This window comes from Streptomyces sp. NPDC087300 (assembly GCF_044744425.1).
GTDB lineage: Bacteria > Actinomycetota > Actinomycetes > Streptomycetales > Streptomycetaceae > Streptomyces.
Genome location: NZ_JBIUYI010000002.1, coordinates 333,871 through 351,988 on the forward strand (window position 1 = coordinate 333,871; position 18,118 = coordinate 351,988).

At 69.8% G+C, this 18,118-nt stretch carries 20 protein-coding genes; 16 read left to right on the forward strand and 4 right to left on the reverse strand.

Annotated features, from left to right (window positions below; translation table 11 throughout):
* Window positions 1-10: 10 nt before the first annotated feature.
* Complete coding sequence (locus ACIO9J_RS07125) at window positions 11-1,012, reverse strand: chitinase (protein WP_401993855.1); 1,002 nt, start codon at window positions 1,010-1,012, stop codon at window positions 11-13.
* Window positions 1,013-1,284: 272 nt separating this feature from the next.
* Here ACIO9J_RS07125 and ACIO9J_RS07130 point away from each other — a divergent pair, with 272 nt between their 5' ends.
* The 11 genes from ACIO9J_RS07130 to ACIO9J_RS07180 all read left to right on the forward strand — a co-directional run bounded on the left by ACIO9J_RS07130 (window position 1,285) and on the right by ACIO9J_RS07180 (window position 10,766).
* Window positions 1,285-2,235, forward strand: coding sequence for a hypothetical protein (locus ACIO9J_RS07130; protein WP_401993858.1), 951 nt, complete (start codon window positions 1,285-1,287; stop codon window positions 2,233-2,235).
* A 110-nt stretch (window positions 2,236-2,345) separates the two neighbouring features.
* On the forward strand, window positions 2,346-3,056 hold the full coding sequence (gene cpaB / locus ACIO9J_RS07135) for a Flp pilus assembly protein CpaB (RefSeq protein ID WP_401993861.1): 711 nt from the start codon (window positions 2,346-2,348) through the stop codon (window positions 3,054-3,056).
* Window positions 3,057-3,066: 10 nt separating this feature from the next.
* The gene (locus tag ACIO9J_RS07140; protein WP_401993864.1) at window positions 3,067-4,686 is read left to right on the forward strand and encodes a CpaE family protein; all 1,620 of its coding nucleotides are present in this window, start codon (window positions 3,067-3,069) and stop codon (window positions 4,684-4,686) included.
* Window positions 4,683-5,096: a TadE/TadG family type IV pilus assembly protein gene (locus tag ACIO9J_RS07145; RefSeq protein ID WP_401993867.1), complete on the forward strand. Its 414-nt coding sequence runs from the start codon at window positions 4,683-4,685 to the stop codon at window positions 5,094-5,096. Before ACIO9J_RS07140 ends, ACIO9J_RS07145 begins: the two co-directional genes overlap by 4 nt.
* Before the next feature lie 34 nt (window positions 5,097-5,130).
* Window positions 5,131-6,468, forward strand: coding sequence for a CpaF family protein (locus ACIO9J_RS07150; RefSeq protein WP_401993869.1), 1,338 nt, complete (start codon window positions 5,131-5,133; stop codon window positions 6,466-6,468).
* Window positions 6,465-7,406: a type II secretion system F family protein gene (locus tag ACIO9J_RS07155; protein WP_401993872.1), complete on the forward strand. Its 942-nt coding sequence runs from the start codon at window positions 6,465-6,467 to the stop codon at window positions 7,404-7,406. Before ACIO9J_RS07150 ends, ACIO9J_RS07155 begins: the two co-directional genes overlap by 4 nt.
* A 40-nt stretch (window positions 7,407-7,446) precedes the next feature.
* On the forward strand, window positions 7,447-8,337 hold the full coding sequence (locus tag ACIO9J_RS07160) for a DUF5936 domain-containing protein (RefSeq protein WP_401993875.1): 891 nt from the start codon (window positions 7,447-7,449) through the stop codon (window positions 8,335-8,337).
* A 286-nt stretch (window positions 8,338-8,623) separates the two neighbouring features.
* On the forward strand, window positions 8,624-8,827 hold the full coding sequence (locus ACIO9J_RS07165) for a hypothetical protein (protein ID WP_401995875.1): 204 nt from the start codon (window positions 8,624-8,626) through the stop codon (window positions 8,825-8,827).
* Window positions 8,828-8,838: 11 nt separating this feature from the next.
* On the forward strand, window positions 8,839-9,429 hold the full coding sequence (locus ACIO9J_RS07170; protein ID WP_401993878.1) for a pilus assembly protein TadG-related protein: 591 nt from the start codon (window positions 8,839-8,841) through the stop codon (window positions 9,427-9,429).
* Between the two features lie 32 nt (window positions 9,430-9,461).
* Entirely contained in the window at window positions 9,462-10,055 is a 594-nt protein-coding gene (locus tag ACIO9J_RS07175) for a hypothetical protein (RefSeq protein WP_401993881.1), read from the forward strand.
* A 3-nt stretch (window positions 10,056-10,058) separates the two neighbouring features.
* Window positions 10,059-10,766 carry an OmpA family protein gene (locus ACIO9J_RS07180; protein ID WP_401993884.1) on the forward strand — a complete coding sequence of 236 codons (708 nt, stop codon included), beginning with the start codon at window positions 10,059-10,061 and terminating at the stop codon, window positions 10,764-10,766.
* Between the two features lie 66 nt (window positions 10,767-10,832).
* Here ACIO9J_RS07180 and ACIO9J_RS07185 read toward each other — a convergent pair whose 3' ends face one another.
* The gene (locus tag ACIO9J_RS07185; protein WP_401993886.1) at window positions 10,833-11,141 is read right to left on the reverse strand and encodes a hypothetical protein; all 309 of its coding nucleotides are present in this window, start codon (window positions 11,139-11,141) and stop codon (window positions 10,833-10,835) included.
* Window positions 11,142-11,386: 245 nt separating this feature from the next.
* Between ACIO9J_RS07185 and ACIO9J_RS07190 the strand changes: the two genes are divergently transcribed.
* Both ACIO9J_RS07190 and ACIO9J_RS07195 read left to right on the forward strand, forming a co-directional pair.
* On the forward strand, window positions 11,387-12,166 hold the full coding sequence (locus ACIO9J_RS07190; protein ID WP_401993888.1) for a class I SAM-dependent methyltransferase: 780 nt from the start codon (window positions 11,387-11,389) through the stop codon (window positions 12,164-12,166).
* A gap of 123 nt (window positions 12,167-12,289) precedes the next feature.
* On the forward strand, window positions 12,290-12,649 hold the full coding sequence (locus tag ACIO9J_RS07195) for a winged helix-turn-helix transcriptional regulator (RefSeq protein WP_401993891.1): 360 nt from the start codon (window positions 12,290-12,292) through the stop codon (window positions 12,647-12,649).
* 227 nt (window positions 12,650-12,876) lie between these two features.
* Here ACIO9J_RS07195 and ACIO9J_RS07200 read toward each other — a convergent pair whose 3' ends face one another.
* Entirely contained in the window at window positions 12,877-13,248 is a 372-nt protein-coding gene (locus tag ACIO9J_RS07200; RefSeq protein ID WP_401993894.1) for a DUF192 domain-containing protein, read from the reverse strand.
* Between the two features lie 347 nt (window positions 13,249-13,595).
* Between ACIO9J_RS07200 and ACIO9J_RS07205 the strand changes: the two genes are divergently transcribed.
* Window positions 13,596-14,132, forward strand: coding sequence for a hypothetical protein (locus tag ACIO9J_RS07205; protein WP_401993896.1), 537 nt, complete (start codon window positions 13,596-13,598; stop codon window positions 14,130-14,132).
* Between the two features lie 97 nt (window positions 14,133-14,229).
* On the opposite strand, the gene mgrA is transcribed toward ACIO9J_RS07205, so the two are convergent.
* The gene (gene mgrA / locus ACIO9J_RS07210) at window positions 14,230-15,267 is read right to left on the reverse strand and encodes an L-glyceraldehyde 3-phosphate reductase (RefSeq protein ID WP_401993899.1); all 1,038 of its coding nucleotides are present in this window, start codon (window positions 15,265-15,267) and stop codon (window positions 14,230-14,232) included.
* A 111-nt stretch (window positions 15,268-15,378) separates the two neighbouring features.
* Between mgrA and ACIO9J_RS07215 the strand changes: the two genes are divergently transcribed.
* Both ACIO9J_RS07215 and ACIO9J_RS07220 read left to right on the forward strand, forming a co-directional pair.
* Window positions 15,379-16,152, forward strand: coding sequence for an isoprenyl transferase (locus ACIO9J_RS07215; RefSeq protein ID WP_401993902.1), 774 nt, complete (start codon window positions 15,379-15,381; stop codon window positions 16,150-16,152).
* A 333-nt stretch (window positions 16,153-16,485) separates the two neighbouring features.
* On the forward strand, window positions 16,486-17,808 hold the full coding sequence (locus tag ACIO9J_RS07220) for a PhoH family protein (protein WP_401993905.1): 1,323 nt from the start codon (window positions 16,486-16,488) through the stop codon (window positions 17,806-17,808).
* The last annotated feature ends 310 nt before the right edge of the window (window positions 17,809-18,118 follow it).

An 18,118-nucleotide genomic window follows, 5' to 3' on the forward strand; every position in this document is an offset into this window, starting at 1 on the left:
GGGGGAGGGGTTACGGCAGGCCGTGGACGTGCGCGCCGACCGACTTGGACCAGGAACTGCCGTCCGTCGCGTCCCAGTTGGTGGACCAGGCCATCGCGCCCCGGATGTCCGGGTACGTCTTGGACGGTTTGAACGAGCCGCAGCCGGTGCCCTTGGCGAGACAGTCGAGGGCGTCGTTCACCACGTCGGGCGCCGCGTAGCCGCCGCCGGCCGCCCGGCTCGACGCGGGCACGCCGATGCCGACCTGGGACGGCGCGAGGCCGTTCTCCAGCTGGATGCAGGCCAGCCCGGTGAGGAAGTCGACCGTGCCCTGGCTGTAGACCTTGCCGTCGCAGCCCAGCATCGAACCGCTGTTGTAGTACTGCATGTTGACCACCGTGAGGATGTCCTTCACGGCGAGCGCGGTCTTGAAGTACTCGTTCGAAGGCGACTGCATGTCGATGGTCTGCGGCGCCATCGTCAGCACGAAGCCCGAACCCGCCTTGGACCCGAGGGACTTGAGCGCCTGCGTCATATAGGTGGAGTTGAGGCCGTTCTCCAGGTCGATGTCGACCCCGTCGAAGCCGTACTCCTGCATGAGCTCGTACGCGGAGTCGGCGAACGCGGCCGCCGATGCGGCGTCGTTGACCGCGACCGCGCCCTTCTCGCCGCCGACGGAGATGATCACCGACTTGCCCGCGGCCTGCTTGGCCTTGATGTCGGCCTTGAACTGGTCGACGGTGTAGCCGCCGAGTCCGGCCGAGTCGAGGTTGAAGGTGATCTGGCCCTGGGTGGCCGTGGCGTCGGCGAAGGCGACGGCGACGATGTCGTACTCGTCCTGCACGTCGGCCAGCTTCTGCACCTGGGCACCGTTGTCGAAGTTCTGCCAGTAGCCGGTCACCGCGTGCTTGGGCACGGCGCGGGTCGCCGCGTCCGCGCTGCCCGCGCCGCCGGTGATCAGGCCGGTGACGGCGAGTGCCAGGGCCGTGAGCGATCCGAGTACTGCTCCCGCTCTGCTCCGTGTGCGGTCCACTGTTGCCTCCGGTGGGGGGAGTTGGTGGGGGGAGATGCTGGGGGAACGGTGGCCACCGTCGTTCGCCAGGGTGGTGCCCGCTCGGCATGGTGTCCCTGGCTTGGTCGTACAAGTTGGTCCAGACCAATTGAGTTGTCAAGGCCTCAAGCACCACTTGGTTCACGCCGCGCCGCACCCACCTCCACATGAACAGTGCGAAGTTGGGTGTTGAGGCGACCATGACGTGGATATGGTGCTGAGGCAGGAGTGCACGAGGACCGGGGGTGTACGCGTTGCCGACCGCCATAGCCGTCACCGGCCCCGATCTCGTGCTGCCGTCACCCGACCGGCACACCCCCTCGGCAGCCGTGCTGCAGAGCGCGGTGCGCTCCTCGCGGGCGTACTCGCTCGACCAGTCGATCACCGAGATGGACACGCTCATCGAGCACCACGGCTATGTGGTCGTGCTGTGCCCGGCCTCCGCGCCCCCGGCCGTCGTCCACCGGCTGCACGCGGTGCGTGCGGTCCTGGAGAGCGACCGCGTCGCCATCCTCCGCTCCGACCTGCCGCCGCTCGGCATCGCCGTACTCGCCCTCCAGCTGCGGCAGTTGTCGATCTGCGACTTCAGCCCCGGCGTGCTCGCCTCCGCCGCGCGGCTGCTCTCGCACTACATCTACGCGGGCGCCCTGCTCGGCTCCGTCGCCAAGCTCGACCGGGTGCCCGTCACGCTCCAGTCGCACGCCAAGTCCTGGGTGCCCGGCACCCAGTTCGCCGTCCTCGCGACCCCCAGGCCCGAGCTGGTCAAGGTCAGCGGAGACGGCGAGGCCCGGCTCCAGGGCCCCGGCTTCGGCACCAAGCTGCTCTACGCGCCGGGCCGGATCTCCCCCGACTGGGTCACCACGACGCTCGCCCCCGCCTGGCACGCCCAGGGCGTCGAGGAGGCGCGCCTTCCCGCGGAGTCCGCGCGCTGGTGGGCGACCGGCAAGCTCGTCGAGTTCGCCGCCGCCATCCCGGACATCTCCGTCCTCTACCAGCTGGTCTCGTCCGTACGCCGCGACGACTGCCACTGGTGCGGGCTCGAACTCATCGGTGACCGCTGCGCGTTCTGCGCGGCACCGCTGCCGCCGCCCGCCGAACGCCCCGCGCAGCAGACCCGCGCCCTGACACCGCCGGGTGCCCGGCTCCGCCCGGCCGGGTCAGGCCCCGGCCGCGGCCCGACCGCCCTGCCCAGAGGCGCCACCTAGGCCCGCCCGCTCCGCCTCGCACCCGCACCTCGTACGCGACCGACGACCGCACGCGCGCCACCCCGCTCACCGTCCGTAGCCAACCGCACCCGATCGAGGTAGTCCGGCCCATGAACTCACGCCAGCGCCGCGGCGTCATCCTGCTGGTCCTCTCGGTCCTGTGTGCGCTCGGCGCGTTCGCGGGCGTCCTCTCCGTGATCCGCGACGTGAACTCGAAGGTGGGCCCCGAGGTCGCGGCGTACAAGCTCAAGGGCGACATCGCGCCCTACAAGGAACTCACCTCCGGGCAGTTCGAGAAGGTCGAGATGCCCGAGCGGTGGCTGTCCGACAACGCGGTCACCGACCTCCGCGAGATCCGCGGCAAGATCGCCGTCACCCAGCTGCGCAAGGGCTCGCTGCTCCAGTCCGACATGATCGTGAAACAGCCCGAACTGGAGCCGGGTCAGCAGGAGATCGCCATCATGATCGACGCGGCCACCGGCGTCGCGGGCAAGATCACCCCGGGCTCGACGGTCAACATCTACGCCACGTTCAAGGGCGAGACCGACAAGGCGAAGGACCAGTCCAAAGTCATCGTGGAGGGCGCCAAGGTGCTCGACGTCGGCAAGCTGACCCCGCTCGAACCGAACCAGGACGACCGCACGCGCCGCAAGGCGACGGAGGCCGTGCCGATCACGTTCGCCCTCGGCACGGCCGACGCGCAGCGCGTCGCGTACGCCGAGTCGTTCGCGACCCACGTCCGGCTCGCCCTCGTCGGCGCGGGCGGCGACGCCACCGTGCCGCCCAGGGACCGGACGTACACCCTCGACGAGGACAAGTAGGAGGTCTCGTATGGCCACTCGGATCCTCCCCGCCGTCGGCGACATCGACGCCGCGAGGGCGCTGTCCACCCTCGTGGGACAGCTGCCCGACGCCGAACCCGCGCTGCCCGTCGGGGACTCCACCGCGCTCCTGGACACCCTCGCCAGGCTCGCCGCCGAGTCCCTCGACGAGCTGCCCGAGGTCGTCCTGGTGCACGAGCGGATCGGTCCCGTCGCCGCGCTCGACCTGATCCGCGACCTCGTGCTGCGCTTCCCCGCCGTCGGCGTCGTCCTGATCACCGCCGACACCAGCCCCGGCCTGCTCACCGCCGCCATGGACTCCGGGGCGCGGGGCATCGTCACCTTCCCGCTCGCCTACGACGCCCTGGCCGAACGCGTCCAGGCCGCCGCGTCCTGGTCCACCGGGATGCGCCGCCACCTGGGCAGCGGGGGCATCGAGCTGTACGGGGGCGGCGGCGCTCCCGGGGCGCCGGGCGCGGGCACCGTCGTCGCGGTCAGCGGGGCCAAGGGCGGCGTCGGCGCGACCGTCACCGCCGTCCAACTGGCCCTCGCCGCCCAGGCGTCGGGGCGCTCCGTGGCCCTCCTCGACTTCGACCTCCAGTCCGGCGACGTCGCCTCCTACCTCGACGTGCAGTTCCGGCGCTCCGTCGCCGACCTCGCCGCCATCACCGACATCACGCCCCGCGTCCTCCAGGACGCCGTCTACACCCACGAGACCGGCATGGGCCTGCTCCTCGCCCCCGCCGACGGCGAACGCGGCGAGGAGGTCACCGACCGGGTCGCCCGCCAGACCGTGGGCGCCCTGCGCGCCCGCTACGACGTGGTGGTCGTCGACTGCGGCGCCTTCGTCACGGCGGCGAGCGCGGTAGCCGTCGAACTCGCCGACCAAGCCCTGCTGTTGGTGACGCCGGATGTGGTGGCCGTACGCGCAGCCAAGCGCATGGTGCGGCTCTGGGACCGCCTCCAGATCCGCAAGGCCGAGGAGACCGTCACCGTCGTCAACCGGCACGGCAAGGCCTCCGAGATCCAGCCCTCCCTCGTGGAGCGCGTCACCGGCACGAAGACCGCCAGGTCCACCGTGCCCGCCGCCTTCAAGGAACTCCAGACCGCCGTCGACGCGGGCCGCATGCAGGACCTCGACAGCCGCTCCTCGGTGAAGCAGGCGCTGTGGGGCCTGGCCGGCGAGCTCGGCCTGATCGACCAGGAGGCCGCGGGCCACGGCAGGCGCGGCGGGCTCGCCCTGCGCAAGAAGGCGGCGTCCGCCGACCGGGGCGCGGTCACCCTCGAATTCGCCGGGATGTTCCCGCTGCTGCTCGTCGTCATGACCCTGCTGTGGCAGTGCGCGCTCTACGGCTACTCGTACTCCCTCGCGGGCAACGCGGCGGACGAGGCGGCGCGGGCGGCCACGGCGGCGTACGCGACGGGCGACGGCGGCGGGGCGGCCTGCGCCACGGCGGCCAAGAAGCACTTGCCGGACGCCTGGCAGAACGCGGGGATCTCCTGCAACGACGAGGGCCCCGTGTGGAAGGCCCACGTCTCGGTCAAGGTCCCGGTCTTCTTTCCGGGCATCGACGCGGGGTGGACGGTCAAGGCGGAGGCCGGGGCGGCGAAGGAGGGGGAGGACGGGTGAGGCCCGCCGCGAGCAGGCGGGGGAGGGCCGGGACGGGAGCGCCGCGTCGGCGCCGCTGGGACGACCGCGGAGTATCGATCCTGGAGTTCGCGGGCTTCCTGCCGATCCTGCTCCTCGTGGGGCTGGCGGCGATCCAACTGGGCCTCGTCGGCTACGCCGCGAACCAGGCCGGTTCAGGCGCCCGCGCGGCGGCCCGCGCCGCATCGCAGGGCGACTCGGGCGAGGCCGCGGGGGCGGCGGCCATGGACAGCGGCCTGAGCGCCGAGGTTCACGTGGGCAAGGGCGACGCCACGACTACAGCCACCGTAGAGGTCCAGGTCCCCAGGCTGCTCCCCTTCATCGGCACGGACTGGCGCGTCACCAAGGAGGCCACGATGCCGAACGACCACGATGACGGCGACACCGGCTGAATCCCCGTACCGCCTAAGGAGGTTGAAGCACACCATGAGCCTGCGCGACCGCGTCGCCCCCACCCACCACACCGAGCCGAGCCGCGACGACGGCCTCGTAGCCATATACCGCTCCAAGCTCCTCGAAGAGATCGACCTCGCCGAGATGTCCTCGCTCGCCGCCGCGGACCGCCGCGTCCGCCTGGAGCGCGTACTCGGCCACATCATCAGCCGCGAGGGCCCGGTCCTCTCCACCTCCGAGCGCTCCCAGCTGATCCGCCGCGTCGTCGACGAGGCGCTCGGGCTCGGCGTCCTCGAACCGCTCCTCGCCGACGCGTCCATCACCGAGATCATGGTCAACGGCCCCGACTCGATCTTCGTCGAGCGCAACGGCCGCGTGGAGCAGCTCCCGCTCCGCTTCGCCTCCAACGACCAGCTCATGCAGACCATCGAGCGCATCGTCTCCACGGTCAACCGCCGCGTGGACGAGTCGAATCCGATGGTCGACGCCCGGCTGCCCACCGGCGAGCGCGTCAACGTCATCATCCCGCCGCTCGCCCTCACCGGCGCGACCCTCACCATCCGCCGCTTCCCGCGCGCCTACACGCTGCCCGAACTCATCGGCCTCGGCTCGCTCGACGAGCACATGCTGATGCTGCTCGCCGCGTTCGTGCGGGCCCGCTTCAACCTCATCGTCAGCGGCGGTACGGGCACCGGCAAGACGACCCTCCTCAACGCGCTCTCCGGACTGATCCCGGCCCATGAACGCATCATCACCATCGAGGACTCGGCGGAGCTCCAGCTCCAGCAGGAGCACGTCATCCGCCTCGAATCCCGCCCCCCGAACGTGGAGGGCAAGGGCCAGATCACCATCCGCGACCTGGTCAGGAACTCACTGCGCATGCGCCCCGACCGCATCATCGTCGGCGAGGTCCGCGGCGGCGAGACCCTCGACATGCTCCAGGCCATGTCGACCGGCCACGACGGCTCGCTCGCCACCGTCCACGCCAACACCGCCGAGGACGCCCTGATGCGCCTGCAGACCCTCGGCTCCATGTCGGAGGTGCAGATCCCGTTCGAGGCGCTCAAGGACCAGATCAACTCGGCGGTGGACGTGGTCATCCAGCTCTCCCGGCACGGCGACGGCTCCCGCAAGGTCTCCGAGATCGTCCTGCTCGTCTCGCACGGCCGCCAGCAGTTCCGCATCGTGCCCGTCACCCGCTTCGTGCCGCGCCCGCTCGGCGCCGACCGCGTCGTGCACGGCTACTTCGAACACCTGCCGCTGCCGCGCGAGGTCGCGGACAAGCTGTACGTCGCCAACGAGCCCGTGCCACCGGCGTTCGGCGTGGCGGAGGCCGTCGACGTCATGAACACGAGGGAAGCCATCGGATGAACGACCCCGCCCTCCTCGCGCTCGGCGCCACGATCCTGACCGGCACGCTCGCCGTCGCGGGCATCCATACGTACGCGTCGGGGCGGGCCCAGCGCCAGGCCCTGGTCGACCGTCTCGCGCTCGGCCCCGGCGACGGCGGCGCGCAGGGCCGCACCCGCCGCTTCGCCTCCGTGGACCGCCGCCTGCGCCGTACGCGCCTCGGCCGCGACATCCACCTGCGCCTCTCCTCGACCGGACTCGACCTGACGGCGGGCGAGTTCTTCACCTACGTCGTCGCGGTCGTCGCCGCGCTCTGGCTGATCGCGGCCGCCACCCTCGCCCCCTTCTTCGGCCCGATCGCGGGCATCGTGGCGATATGGGGCGCGATCGCCTTCCTCAACTGGCAGCGCCAGAAACGCATCGAGGCGTTCATCAACCAACTCCCCGACGTGGCCCGCATCCTGGCGAACGCCACGGCGGCGGGCCTGGCCCTGCGTACGTCACTGGCGATGGCGGCGGAGGAGCTGGAAGCCCCCGCGGGCGAGGAACTCTCGCACGTGGCCGACCAGTTGACGCTCGGTCGCTCGATCGACGACACCCTCGGTGAACTGGCCGAACGCCTGCCGTCCCGCGAGCTGATAGTCCTCGTGACCACCCTGGTCCTGTCCAACAAGGCGGGCGGCACGGTGGTGAACTCCCTCCGCAACCTCACCCAGACCCTGGAGGACCGCAAGGAGACGAGGCGCGAGGTCCGCACCATGCTCTCGGAGGTCCACGCGACGGCCTTCACGGTCCCGCTGCTGGGTCTGGGCTCGCTGCTGTTGATCAACTCCTCGAACGAGGGAGCGCTGGAGCGGGTGACCGGCTCACCGATGGGCCAGACACTGATCCTGATCTCGCTGGGCCTGTACGGCATAGGTTTCTTCGTGATCAGACGCCTGGGCAAGATCGAAGTCTAGAAGAATCCTTGGAAAGCACCGACCTGGCAGGGGAGTTACGTTGATAGCGCTGGCGTTGGCGGCGGTGATGGGCCTGGCCGTGGCGGGTGTCTGCCAGGGCATCCGCATGTACCGCGCGGACGCGAAGCTGCCCACCGACCTGGCCGTCGCCCTGGAGGTCGGCGCGACCCGCGTCTCGGTCGCGGGATCGGCGGTGGACCGCCTGGGCATGCGCTTCGCGCCCCTCGTGCTGCGCCTGATGGGCCCCCGCAGGGTCGACGCCAAGCGCCGCAGGATCGACATGGCGGGCAACCCCGGCGGCCTCACCATCGACCGCTACGCGGCCCGCCGCGCGGTCTACGGCATCTTCGGGGTCGTCCTCGGCCTCGTCTTCCTGACCAACGGCTCCCCGCTCTTCGGCCTGCTGACCCTCGCCTTCGGCGCGACGGCGGCGGACGGACTGATCTGGCAGGCGATCAGGGAACGCAAAGAGGTCATCGACCGCACGCTGCCCGACTTCCTCGACGTGCTCGCGGTGGTCGTCTCGGCGGGCCTCGGCTTCCGCCAGGCACTCGACCGCGTCGCGGAGAAGTACGAGGGCCCGTGGGCGGACGAACTCCGCATCACCCTGCGGCAGATGGACATGGGCGTCAGCCGCCGCCAGGCCTTCGACGAACTGCGCCGCCGCAACGCGTCCGAGCAGGTGGCCCAGTTCGTCTCCGCGCTCCAGCAGGGCGAGGAGCTGGGCTCCCCGATCGCGGACACCCTGATCCAGCTCGCCACGGACATGCGCCGCACGGACGCGCAGAACTCCCGCCGCAGGGCGGCGAAGACGATCCCCAAGGCGACGATGGTGACGCTCGTCTTCATGCTGCCCGCGACGATGATCCTCATCGCGGCGGGCATGTTCCTCGGCTCGGGCTCCGACTTCGGCTCCATCCTGGGGCGTTGAAGTGCGCCGGGCGAAGGCAGGGACATCGACTCCGCGAAAACCCTTCGCGGCTGCAACTCGATGTGGGACAGTCGGGTCTGAGTTCACGGTTCGCGGGAGGGGACTTCGTGCATGGTGATCTCAACGAGGGGGAAGAGAACCCGCCAACTTACGGACCGGGCGACCGGGATACCGCATACGTTGCGCAGAGTTGCTGCCGATGCACGCCTTGTGGCGTACGTTTCCTCTGACCACAAAGGGCGCGGTATCTGGTGGGAGAGAAGGAGCCGTCGTGCTGAAGGAACGCGTGCTCAGAGTCTGGGTCGACTGGACGGTGGCGGTCGCTTCCCGGGTGCGGGGGAGGGAGCGGGATGCGGGGGCCGGGTTTGTGGAGTATGCGGGGCTCATGATTCTTATTGCGGGGATCTACACGCTGATCGACGGACTGGCCCTCGACAACAAGATCTCCACGGCAATCGGCAATGCGGTGAGCGACGTCGTAGGAGGATGACGCGTCGCTGCTTGCGAAACGACCGAGGGCAGACTCTTCCCATCTACATTTGGCTCACGGGGATTTTGCTCTTTGTTGCGTTCGCCTTCTTCGCGTTCGCCCAGGCCGCCTCGGCTCGGAACGGAGCCCAAACAGCTGCTGACGCCGCTGCGTTGGCGGCTGCCCAGGACGCCAGGGATGAGCTCATCGATGGATTGGTGCTGTCCATCGGTGAGAGTGACGACTGGCTCGACTGGCTGGCCGGAGACAGGTTCACCGGCGAAGGAGCCCAGCAGGCGGCATCTGCGCTGGCTGCGGAGAACGACTCCACCGCCACCGTTTCACCCGCCGAAGTGAACGGCTATCCGGGCTTCCGGGCGGAGATCGAGACCAACTACACGGTGGGCGACTCGATTATCCCTGGCACGGAGTCCAAGCACGCCAAGGCCGATGCCACAGCCATCATCAAGCCCCGCTGTGACGTCGATCCGTCGGCCGACCCGAAGAAGGCCGTGGAGCTCAAGTGCGACGGTGAACTTCCCTTCGAGATCGACCCCGATGAATTCGAACCGGGCGACCTCCCGGATGCGTCCGTCCTCTTCTCTGTCCACCTGGCCGACTGACCGGTGATCGACGAAAGAAGGAAGCCGTAGCGATGAACACTCGGCGCACCATGTTGGCCCGCAGGGCAATGACCGCTGTGGCGATCACGACTGGGCTGGTCCTCACGGTCGCCGGTTGTGGCGGCGGCGGTGACGGGGATGAGAAGAAGTCCGACAAGAACTCCCAGCCTTCGTCGCCCGCCAAGAAGGGCGACGGCAAGGAGGAGTCGCAGAAGCCTGCTGCCGATGAGGTCCTGGCCGAAGCCAAGGGTGACGGAGTCACGCTTGTGATCACGTCGGCGAAGCGGGACGGAGGCGGCTTCCTCACCGTCTCGGGCAAAGTCACCAACTCGTCCGGAGGCCTCTGGACGGGTGGCCAGTGGCGCGGGGACGAGAAGGAGCTGCAGAAGAACGGAGGCTCCGTCGCCGGGGCCAGTCTCGTGGACGGGCAGGGCAAGAAGCGTTACCTGGTCCTGCGGGACACGAGCGGGCGCTGCCTCTGCACCAAGTTCGAGGGCGGCCTCGACTCAGGGCAGACGGTTGACTGGTTCGCCCAGTTCCCGGCCCCGCCGGAAGGCACCGACAAAGTGACCTTCCAAGTCGGATCGATGCCCCCCGCCCCCATAGAGATCTCCGAGGGCGAGTGACCCATGATCCGCCACCCACTCACCCGCACCGCAGGCGCGGCCACCCTCACGGCGCTGGTGATCCTGCTGGCCCCGTGCCCGGCGGTCGCCGCGGACGACGACCCCACCGCCCCCCCTGGCAGCACCACCACCTCCCCACCCCCCGAAGTCGACTCCAACAGCCCCGGCCTGAAGCTCGCCGACGGCGCCACGCTCGCGCCGGCCAAGGTGCTGGACATCAAGTCCGTCGTCGAGGACCTCGGCGGCGAGGAGCGGCGCGAGGACACCAACACGGATGTGAAGTTCGCGCTCCAGGCGGAGGTCCTGTTCCCCAAGGACAGCGCGAAGCTGAACCCGGAGGCGAGCGCGCGGATCAAGGCGATCGCCGAGGAAGCGAAGACGCAGAAGGCCACGGACGTCCGCGTCTTCGGCTTCACGGACGACCTCGGCTCGTACTCCCACGGAAAGAAGCTCTCCCGCCAGCGCGCGGAAGCCGTGCACGACCAGCTGTCGAAGTACCTCGGCCCCGAGGTGACCTACGCCGTGCGCGGCTACAGCGAGGACTACCCGATCGCGGACAACGGCTCGGAGGAGGGCCGCAAGAAGAACCGCCGCGTGGAAGTCTCCTTCCCACGAGGCGCGTCCGGCACCGGCGGCGACTCCGGCACCAGCGACGCCCCTGGTAACGGAAGCGACTCCGGCACCGGAAGCGACTCCGGAACTAGCCGCTGAGCCACGGATACCGCGCCACGTCCCCGCCCGCGTACTCCGGATCCAAGTAGACGAAGCACCGCTGGATCAGCCAGTCCCTGATCTCGAAGACGTCGCAGAAGCGGCCCGCGCCCCACGCGGGCAGATCCGCCCGCCACGGCCCGTCCCGGTGCTCCCCGTGGGGAAGTACACCTGGGCGTCGTCCGCGAAGAGATCGAGGAGCGGGACGCCGTCGACGGTCTTGCCGCCGTGGTCGAGCGCCTTGAGATAGGCGAGCACGACGGACTTGCGCTGCTCGTCGGTCATGGCCGGGCGATGCGGGGCCGGACGATCCGGGGCCGGGCTGTGCGAGGTCTGGCCGGGCACGGTCATGGCGTGGTCCTCCCGTAGACGCACCTTCGACGCACCTTCTGCGCGCCCTCTGTGCTCTGCGCACGCTGGAGATCCCGTAGTCCCCCGTAGTCCGGAGTGTGACGGCCCCGCGGTCCCGCCGTCACGCCCGGTGCCTGAACCCGCACCGCAACCCGCACCGCGCTCCCACGCCGAGAACCCGACACCGCCCCCGTGACCTGCACCTTCCGCGCAACCGTCCGCCGAAAACCGCCGTGCGTCCCGCCGTCCCCGATGCGATCATGGGGTTCATGAGTGCCACGAGCCCCGACCGTCCCCGCAGCTTCGACGACCTCGTCGAGGAGGCCGTCGCCGCGCCCACCGCGGGGTGGGACTTCTCCTGGTTCGACGGCAGGGCGACCGAGGCGCGGCCCTCGTGGCGGTACGCGGAGGCCATGGCGGATCGGCTCGCCGGTGCCACCGCGTCGCTCGACATCCAGACCGGCGGCGGCGAGGTCCTCGCCTCCGCGGCCACGCTGCCCCCGCTGGCCGTCGCCACCGAGGGCTGGCCGGCGAACGTGGCCAAGGCCACCGCCCTGCTGCATCCGCGCGGGGTCGCCGTCGTCGCGTCGCCCGAGGACGCGCCGCTGCCGTTCGCGGCCGAGGCGTTCGACCTGGTGACCAGCCGGCACCCGGTGAAGGCCCACTTCCACGAGATCGCGCGCGTGCTGCGCCCCGGCGGCACGTACTTCGCACAGCACGTCGGGCCCGCCAGCGTCTTCGAGGTCGTCGAGTACTTCCTGGGGCCGCAGTCGGCTGAGACCAGGAACGGACGCCATCCGGACCTGGAGCGCGCCGAGGCGGCGGCCGCGGGTCTGGAGGTCGTCGAGCTGCGGGCCGAGCGGCTGCGGATGGAGTTCTTCGACGTGGGCGCCGTCGTGCACTTCCTGCGCAAGGTCATCTGGATGGTGCCCGACTTCAGCGTCGAGAAGTACCGGCCGAGGCTGCGTGAGCTGCACGAGCGGATCCAGGCGGAGGGCCCGTTCGTGGCGCACAGCGCCCGCCACCTCTTCGAACTCCGCAAGCCGTAGCGGGCAGCCGCACGCGTGGCGATAGCGATAGCGGTACCCGTAGTCGTACGCATATGACAGCTCCGCCGGCCCCTTAGGTACTGTCGATTCGGCAAGTGACCTGGCGGATCAGAGGAGTTGACCATGCGGAAGGACGACGAGCCGTACTCCTGCGGACTCGACGCCGCGGTGGATGTCGTCGGCGGCAAGTGGAAGCCCATGATCCTGTGGGCGCTGAACGACGCGACGACGCTGCGCTTCGGCGAGCTGCGGCGGCAGATCATCGGGGTCAGCGAGAAGGTGCTGATCCAGCAGCTGCGGGAGCTGGAGTCGGACGGCATCGTGCACCGTGAGGTGTACCGGGAGGTGCCGCCGAAGGTCGAGTACTCACTGACCGCACTCGGCACCTCCCTCAACACGGCCCTCATTCCCCTCGGGTTGTGGGGCGATCAGCACATGCAACAGGTGATCGCCAACAAGGCGGGGGCGGAGAGCGCCGCCTGAGGGGTAATTCCGGCATACGGGATCAACTGTGCGTGGCGCGCAAGTCGTGCATACGTCGTGGACGGTGACGTACGTCCCGGAATCGAAGCCTTGATTCCGCATTGTTATCAAGACTGGCTCGTTCCGCCCCTAAGCGTCACGTAAGTTCAGACCAAGGCTAATTCGCGTGAGCAAAGCTCTGCGTGCGGTGCCGTGCGGCGGAGGGGGCCGCGCGGCACCGCGAGCCGTCACTCCGTACCGTGCAGGGCGATCCGCGCACCCCGGCGTACGCCCCATCCGTCCATCGATCCGGCCGCCGCTTCGAGGACGTGCCGGGCCCGTGGTCGCGGCAGTCCCACCCGGCCTGGACGCATCGTCCGCACGGACAGCACGCGCAACTCACGGTCCAGATACGCCACATCAATGGCGAAGCGCATCCCGAGGGTGTGTACGCCGCGCGCCGGAGTCAGCAGGAGCGCCCCCGCGATCCCCGCGCGCCCGAGCAGCCCGCGCCGCCGCGCCCGCGCCGAGTCCGCGATCTCCACATCGATCTCCGGGCCCCGCGCTCCGGTCTCCCGCGGCGTCGCCGTCGGGGCTCCGGAGACCGTCATCGTCGCCATGGCCGCGACGGTAGCGGCCGGGCGTCCCGATGCGTCAAGCGCGCGAACCGTGCCGGGGTCCCTCTTGGGGGGTATCGCCGCGCCCGGCCGAAATCCGCCTCAGAACGCCGAATTCCGCTGCCAGAACGGGGTCTCGCAGTTGTCGGCCGGTCTCGGAGAGTAGTTGTGGAGCGCCAATGCACGCAGCATCACTTACGAAGGGTTATGGTGGAAACCCCCCCTCGGGCCGGTCCGTCTCCCCCCCACGGACCGGCCCGTTTTTTTGCCCGCGCGCCCGGCGGCCCCGCCGCCCCCGCGCGAAGGCCCGTACGACGGCGGAAGATCGACATCCAGTTATGGTCAGGGACATGTCGAACCAGTTCCCCCCACCGCCCGGCCCGCAGCACGATCCCCAGCCCGGTCCCCAGGGCGCCCCCCAGACCAATCCCCAGGTCAACCCCCAGGCAGGTCTCCCCACTTACACCGGCCCCGCGCAGGACGCCGGCTACGGATACGGCCCCGGCTACGGATACGGCCCCGTGCCCCCGCACCAGATGCCCGGTGTCGTCCGCGCCGCGCAGATAGTCCTCTGGGTCTTCGCCGGACTCATCGTCCTCGGCACGGTCGGCCTGATCTTCACGGTCAACCCGGAGACCGCGGGCGCCGCGCTCGGCGTGAACATCTGCCTGCTGGTCTCCGCGGGCATGGCCTTCCGCTACGGGACCGTCGGCAACGGCATCCGCGTCACCTGCATCGTCCTGATGAGCGTGCAGATCGCCTTCGCCCTCGGCGGCGCGGCGAGCGGCAGCCCGGCCGGCCTGCTGCCGCTGGCCGGCGCCATCGCCGTCGTCGTGCTGCTCGCCCAGCGCACGGCGGGCGCGTGGTTCAAGCGCCCGCGCGCCTGACGGCGGACGGACCCACAGGAAGTACGGGAAGTACAGGAAGTAGGGGAGGGCCCCGCACCGGACACCGTCCGGTGCGGGGCCCTCCGCGTCACACCCGTCAGGCCCGGCCGGCCCAGATGTTGGTGCCGGGCGTCGACACCGCGAACGTGTCGATGGCCTTGAGCTCCTCGTCCGTCAGCTTCGGACCCGCGAGCGCCGCCACGTTCTCCTCCAGCTGCTTGACGCTGGAGGCGCCGATCAGCGCCGAGGTCATCCGCTCGTCGCGGAGCACCCAGTTGAGGGCGAGCTGGGCGAGGGACTGGTCCCGGCCCGCCGCGATGTCGTTCAGGCCGTTGAGACGACGTACGACCTCGTCGCTCAGCAGGCCCGGGTCGAGCGACTTGCCCTGCGTCGCGCGGGAACCCTCCGGGATGCCCTTCAGGTACTTGTTCGTGAGCAGGCCCTGGGCCAGCGGCACGAAGGAGATGCAGCCCATGCCCGCCGCCTCCAGGGTGTCGAGCAGGCCGTCGTCCTCCGTCCAGCGGTTGATCATCGAGTACGACGGCTGGTGGATGAGCGCGGGCACGCCCATCTCCCGCAGCAGGCGTGCCGCTTCGGCGGTCTGCTCGCTGTTGTAGGAGGAGACGCCGACGTACAGGGCCTTGCCCTGCTGGACGGCGGAGGCGAGCGCGCCCATCGTCTCCTCGAGCGGGGTGTCCGGGTCGAAGCGGTGGGAGTAGAAGATGTCCACGTAGTCGACGCCCATCCGCGCGAGCGAGGCGTCGAGCGAGGAGAGCAGGTACTTGCGGCTGCCCCACTCGCCGTACGGGCCGGGGTGCATCAGATAGCCGGCCTTGGTCGACAGGACGAGCTCGTCGCGGTGGGAGGCGAAGTCCTGCGCGAAGAGCTTGCCGAAGTTCAGCTCCGCCGAGCCGGGCGGCGGCCCGTAGTTGTTCGCCAGGTCGAAGTGGGTGACGCCCAGGTCGAAGGCGCGGCGCAGGATCGAGCGCTGGGTGTCGAGGGCCTTGTCGTCGCCGAAGTTGTGCCAGAGGCCGAGCGAGACGGCGGGCAGTTTCAGGCCGCTGCGCCCGGTGCGCCGGTACTCCATCGAGTCGTAACGGTCCGTTGCCGCGCGATAAAGAGACGTGTCGTTCATGAGGACGAAGCTACGTCAGAGCGCCGGAAGCCGGTGGCGCGTGCCCCGGTTTCACGGCGGTACGCTTTCGCCTTCGGGGACTGCCGTCTGCACGGAGGGGTTGGAAACACCGTGAACCTGCGGGACAGGCTGCGCGGCCTGCTGGTCAGGCTGTACGCACGCCGGGTGGAAGGTCACCTGGACCATGACCAGGTGCCCAAGCACATCGGGGTCATCATGGACGGCAACCGACGCTGGGCGAAGGCCGCCGGGTCCACCACGGCCCAGGGCCATCAGGCCGGCGCGGACAACATCGGCGAGTTCCTCGGCTGGTGCAGCGAGACGGACGTCGAGGTCGTCACGCTGTGGCTGCTCTCGACGGACAACTTCGACCGCCCCCAGGACGAGCTGGGTCCGCTGCTCGGCATCATCGAGGACACGGTCCGCTCGCTGGCCAGGGACGGCCGCTGGCGCGTCCACCACGTCGGCGCCACCGACATCCTGCCCTCGGGGATGCACAACGTCCTCAAGGAGGCGGAGGAGGCCACCGCCCACGTCAAGGGGATAGTGGTCAACGTGGCGATCGGCTACGGCGGCCGCCAGGAGATCGCCGACGCGGTCCGCTCGATGCTGCTCGACGCCGCCGACAAGGGGGAGTCGCTGGACGAGGTGGCCGAGAAGGTCGACGTCGACCTCATCGGCAAGCACCTCTACACCCGGGCCCAGCCGGACCCGGACCTGGTGATCCGAACGAGTGGTGAACAGCGCCTGTCCGGGTTCATGCTCTGGCAGACCGCTCACTCCGAGTACTACTTCTGCGAGGTCTTCTGGCCGGCCTTCCGGAAGGTCGACTTCCTGCGCGCGCTGCGGGATTACGCGGCACGGCACCGTCGCTACGGGGGCTGACTCCCGCACGCCCCTGAGGTCGGGGTAACCCAGAGTTAACCAACGCGTCGTCATATGCCCTGGCATGGCTGCGCTTGTTCGAGGGAATAAGCCTTCCAGGCCGACATCCGATTCACGGATGTCGGATCTCAGCGGACGGCACGGGGCCGTCCGCCCGGGAGGCCCTTTGCACCAGGACGACCGCACGGAGAGTACGTACTCCGTCGGGAACCGGGAGGGCCGGATTCCGGCCCGCGCATCGCGGTCCGAGACCGGCCGGGATTTCTCCCGCCCGACCCGGCCCAGCAAACCCTCCGTCGCTCCCCGACCTCATCCGAGGGGGTACGTCCTTCCGTGGTGACCAGCACAAAGCGCCGCATGCCCGACAGGCGCACCTATGTTCTCGACACCAGCGTCCTGCTGGCCGATCCCAATGCCCTGACCCGCTTCGACGAGCACGAAGTCGTGCTGCCGATCGTCGTGGTGACGGAGTTGGAGGCCAAACGGCACCATCCGGAGCTCGGTTACTTCGCCCGGCAGGCGCTGCGCCTGCTGGACGACTTCCGCATCCGGCACGGCCGTCTCGATGCCCCGATCCCCATCGGGGACCTGGGCGGCTCGCTGCGCGTCGAGCTCAACCACTCCGATCCCGGCGTGCTCCCGGCCGGCTACCGGTTGGGGGACAACGACTCACGGATCCTCGCCGTCGCCCGCAACCTCCAGGCGGAGGGGTACGACGTCACGGTCGTGTCGAAGGACCTGCCGCTCAGGATCAAGGCGTCGTCGGTCGGTCTGCTCGCCGAGGAGTACCGCGCCGAGCTCGCCATCACGGACTCCGGCTGGACCGGAATGTCCGAACTGACCCTCTCCGGCGAGCAGGTCGACCTCCTCTTCGAGGAAGACACCCTGTACGTCCCCGAAGCCGCCGACATGCCGGTGCACACGGGACTGACCATCCAGTCGGAGCGCGGCAAGGCGCTCGGCCGCGTCACGGCCGAGGGCAACGTCCGCCTCGTGCGCGGCGACCGGGAGGCCTTCGGTCTCAAGGGCCGCAGCGCCGAGCAGCGCATCGCGCTGGACCTCCTGCTCGACCCGGACATCGGCATCATGTCGATGGGCGGGCGCGCGGGCACCGGCAAGTCGGCCCTCGCGCTCTGCGCGGGCCTGGAGGCCGTCCTGGAGCGCAGGCAGCACCAGAAGGTGATGGTCTTCCGGCCGCTGTACGCGGTGGGCGGGCAGGAGCTCGGCTATCTGCCGGGCACCGAGGCCGAGAAGATGGGTCCCTGGGCGCAGGCCGTCTTCGACACGCTCGGCTCGGTGGCGGGCAAGGAGGTCATCGAGGAGGTCACGGCGCGCGGGATGCTCGAAGTGCTCCCGCTCACCCACATCCGCGGGCGCTCGCTGCACGACGCGTTCGTGATCGTGGACGAGGCGCAATCCCTGGAACGGAACGTCCTGTTGACCGTTCTGTCCAGGATCGGGGCGAACTCCCGGGTCGTCCTGACCCATGACGTGGCCCAGCGCGACAACCTGCGCGTGGGGCGGTACGACGGAGTGGTCGCCGTCGTCGAGAAGCTGAAGGGCCATCCGCTCTTCGCCCACGTCACGCTCACGCGCTCGGAGCGTTCGCAGATCGCGGCCCTGGTGACCGAAATGCTGGAGGACGGTCAGATCTGAGGTAGTAGGCGGCAGTTGTGCCGCATGGGGCGCCGCCCGGCAAAGCGAAGGAGCTTAGCCGGGCGGCGTCTTGATGCGCGCCTCTTTCCGTAAAACTCCTGGGGCAAACGAGGTGTGAGCTTTCCCACGCAACGGAGAATTGCCTCGCGGCGTTCGGCTGGGGCAGAGTCTGGGTCCTGTCAGGCCCCGCATGCGACACACGTGTACCCCCAGCGGTACGGCACAACAGAACTTCATAGTGGCCGTCGCATGCCGCCCGAAGCACCACGCGGCGCTCCCACACCGGGAGTTGTCCACCGGGCCCGTGCCT

What these genes read in the sequence shown, in the direction of transcription:
- ACIO9J_RS07205 (WP_401993896.1), top strand. Translation starts at nt 13,596, where the DNA reads ATGTCGAACCAGTTCCCCCCACCGCCCGGCCCGCAGCACGATCCCCAG.
- ACIO9J_RS07155 (WP_401993872.1), top strand. Translation starts at nt 6,465, where the DNA reads ATGAACGACCCCGCCCTCCTCGCGCTCGGCGCCACGATCCTGACCGGC.
- ACIO9J_RS07195 (WP_401993891.1), top strand. Translation starts at nt 12,290, where the DNA reads ATGCGGAAGGACGACGAGCCGTACTCCTGCGGACTCGACGCCGCGGTG.
- ACIO9J_RS07180 (WP_401993884.1), top strand. Translation starts at nt 10,059, where the DNA reads ATGATCCGCCACCCACTCACCCGCACCGCAGGCGCGGCCACCCTCACG.
- ACIO9J_RS07140 (WP_401993864.1), top strand. Translation starts at nt 3,067, where the DNA reads ATGGCCACTCGGATCCTCCCCGCCGTCGGCGACATCGACGCCGCGAGG.
- ACIO9J_RS07190 (WP_401993888.1), top strand. Translation starts at nt 11,387, where the DNA reads ATGAGTGCCACGAGCCCCGACCGTCCCCGCAGCTTCGACGACCTCGTC.
- mgrA (WP_401993899.1), bottom strand. Translation starts at nt 15,267, where the DNA reads ATGAACGACACGTCTCTTTATCGCGCGGCAACGGACCGTTACGACTCG.
- ACIO9J_RS07175 (WP_401993881.1), top strand. Translation starts at nt 9,462, where the DNA reads ATGAACACTCGGCGCACCATGTTGGCCCGCAGGGCAATGACCGCTGTG.
- cpaB (WP_401993861.1), top strand. Translation starts at nt 2,346, where the DNA reads ATGAACTCACGCCAGCGCCGCGGCGTCATCCTGCTGGTCCTCTCGGTC.
- ACIO9J_RS07200 (WP_401993894.1), bottom strand. Translation starts at nt 13,248, where the DNA reads ATGGCGACGATGACGGTCTCCGGAGCCCCGACGGCGACGCCGCGGGAG.
- ACIO9J_RS07150 (WP_401993869.1), top strand. Translation starts at nt 5,131, where the DNA reads ATGAGCCTGCGCGACCGCGTCGCCCCCACCCACCACACCGAGCCGAGC.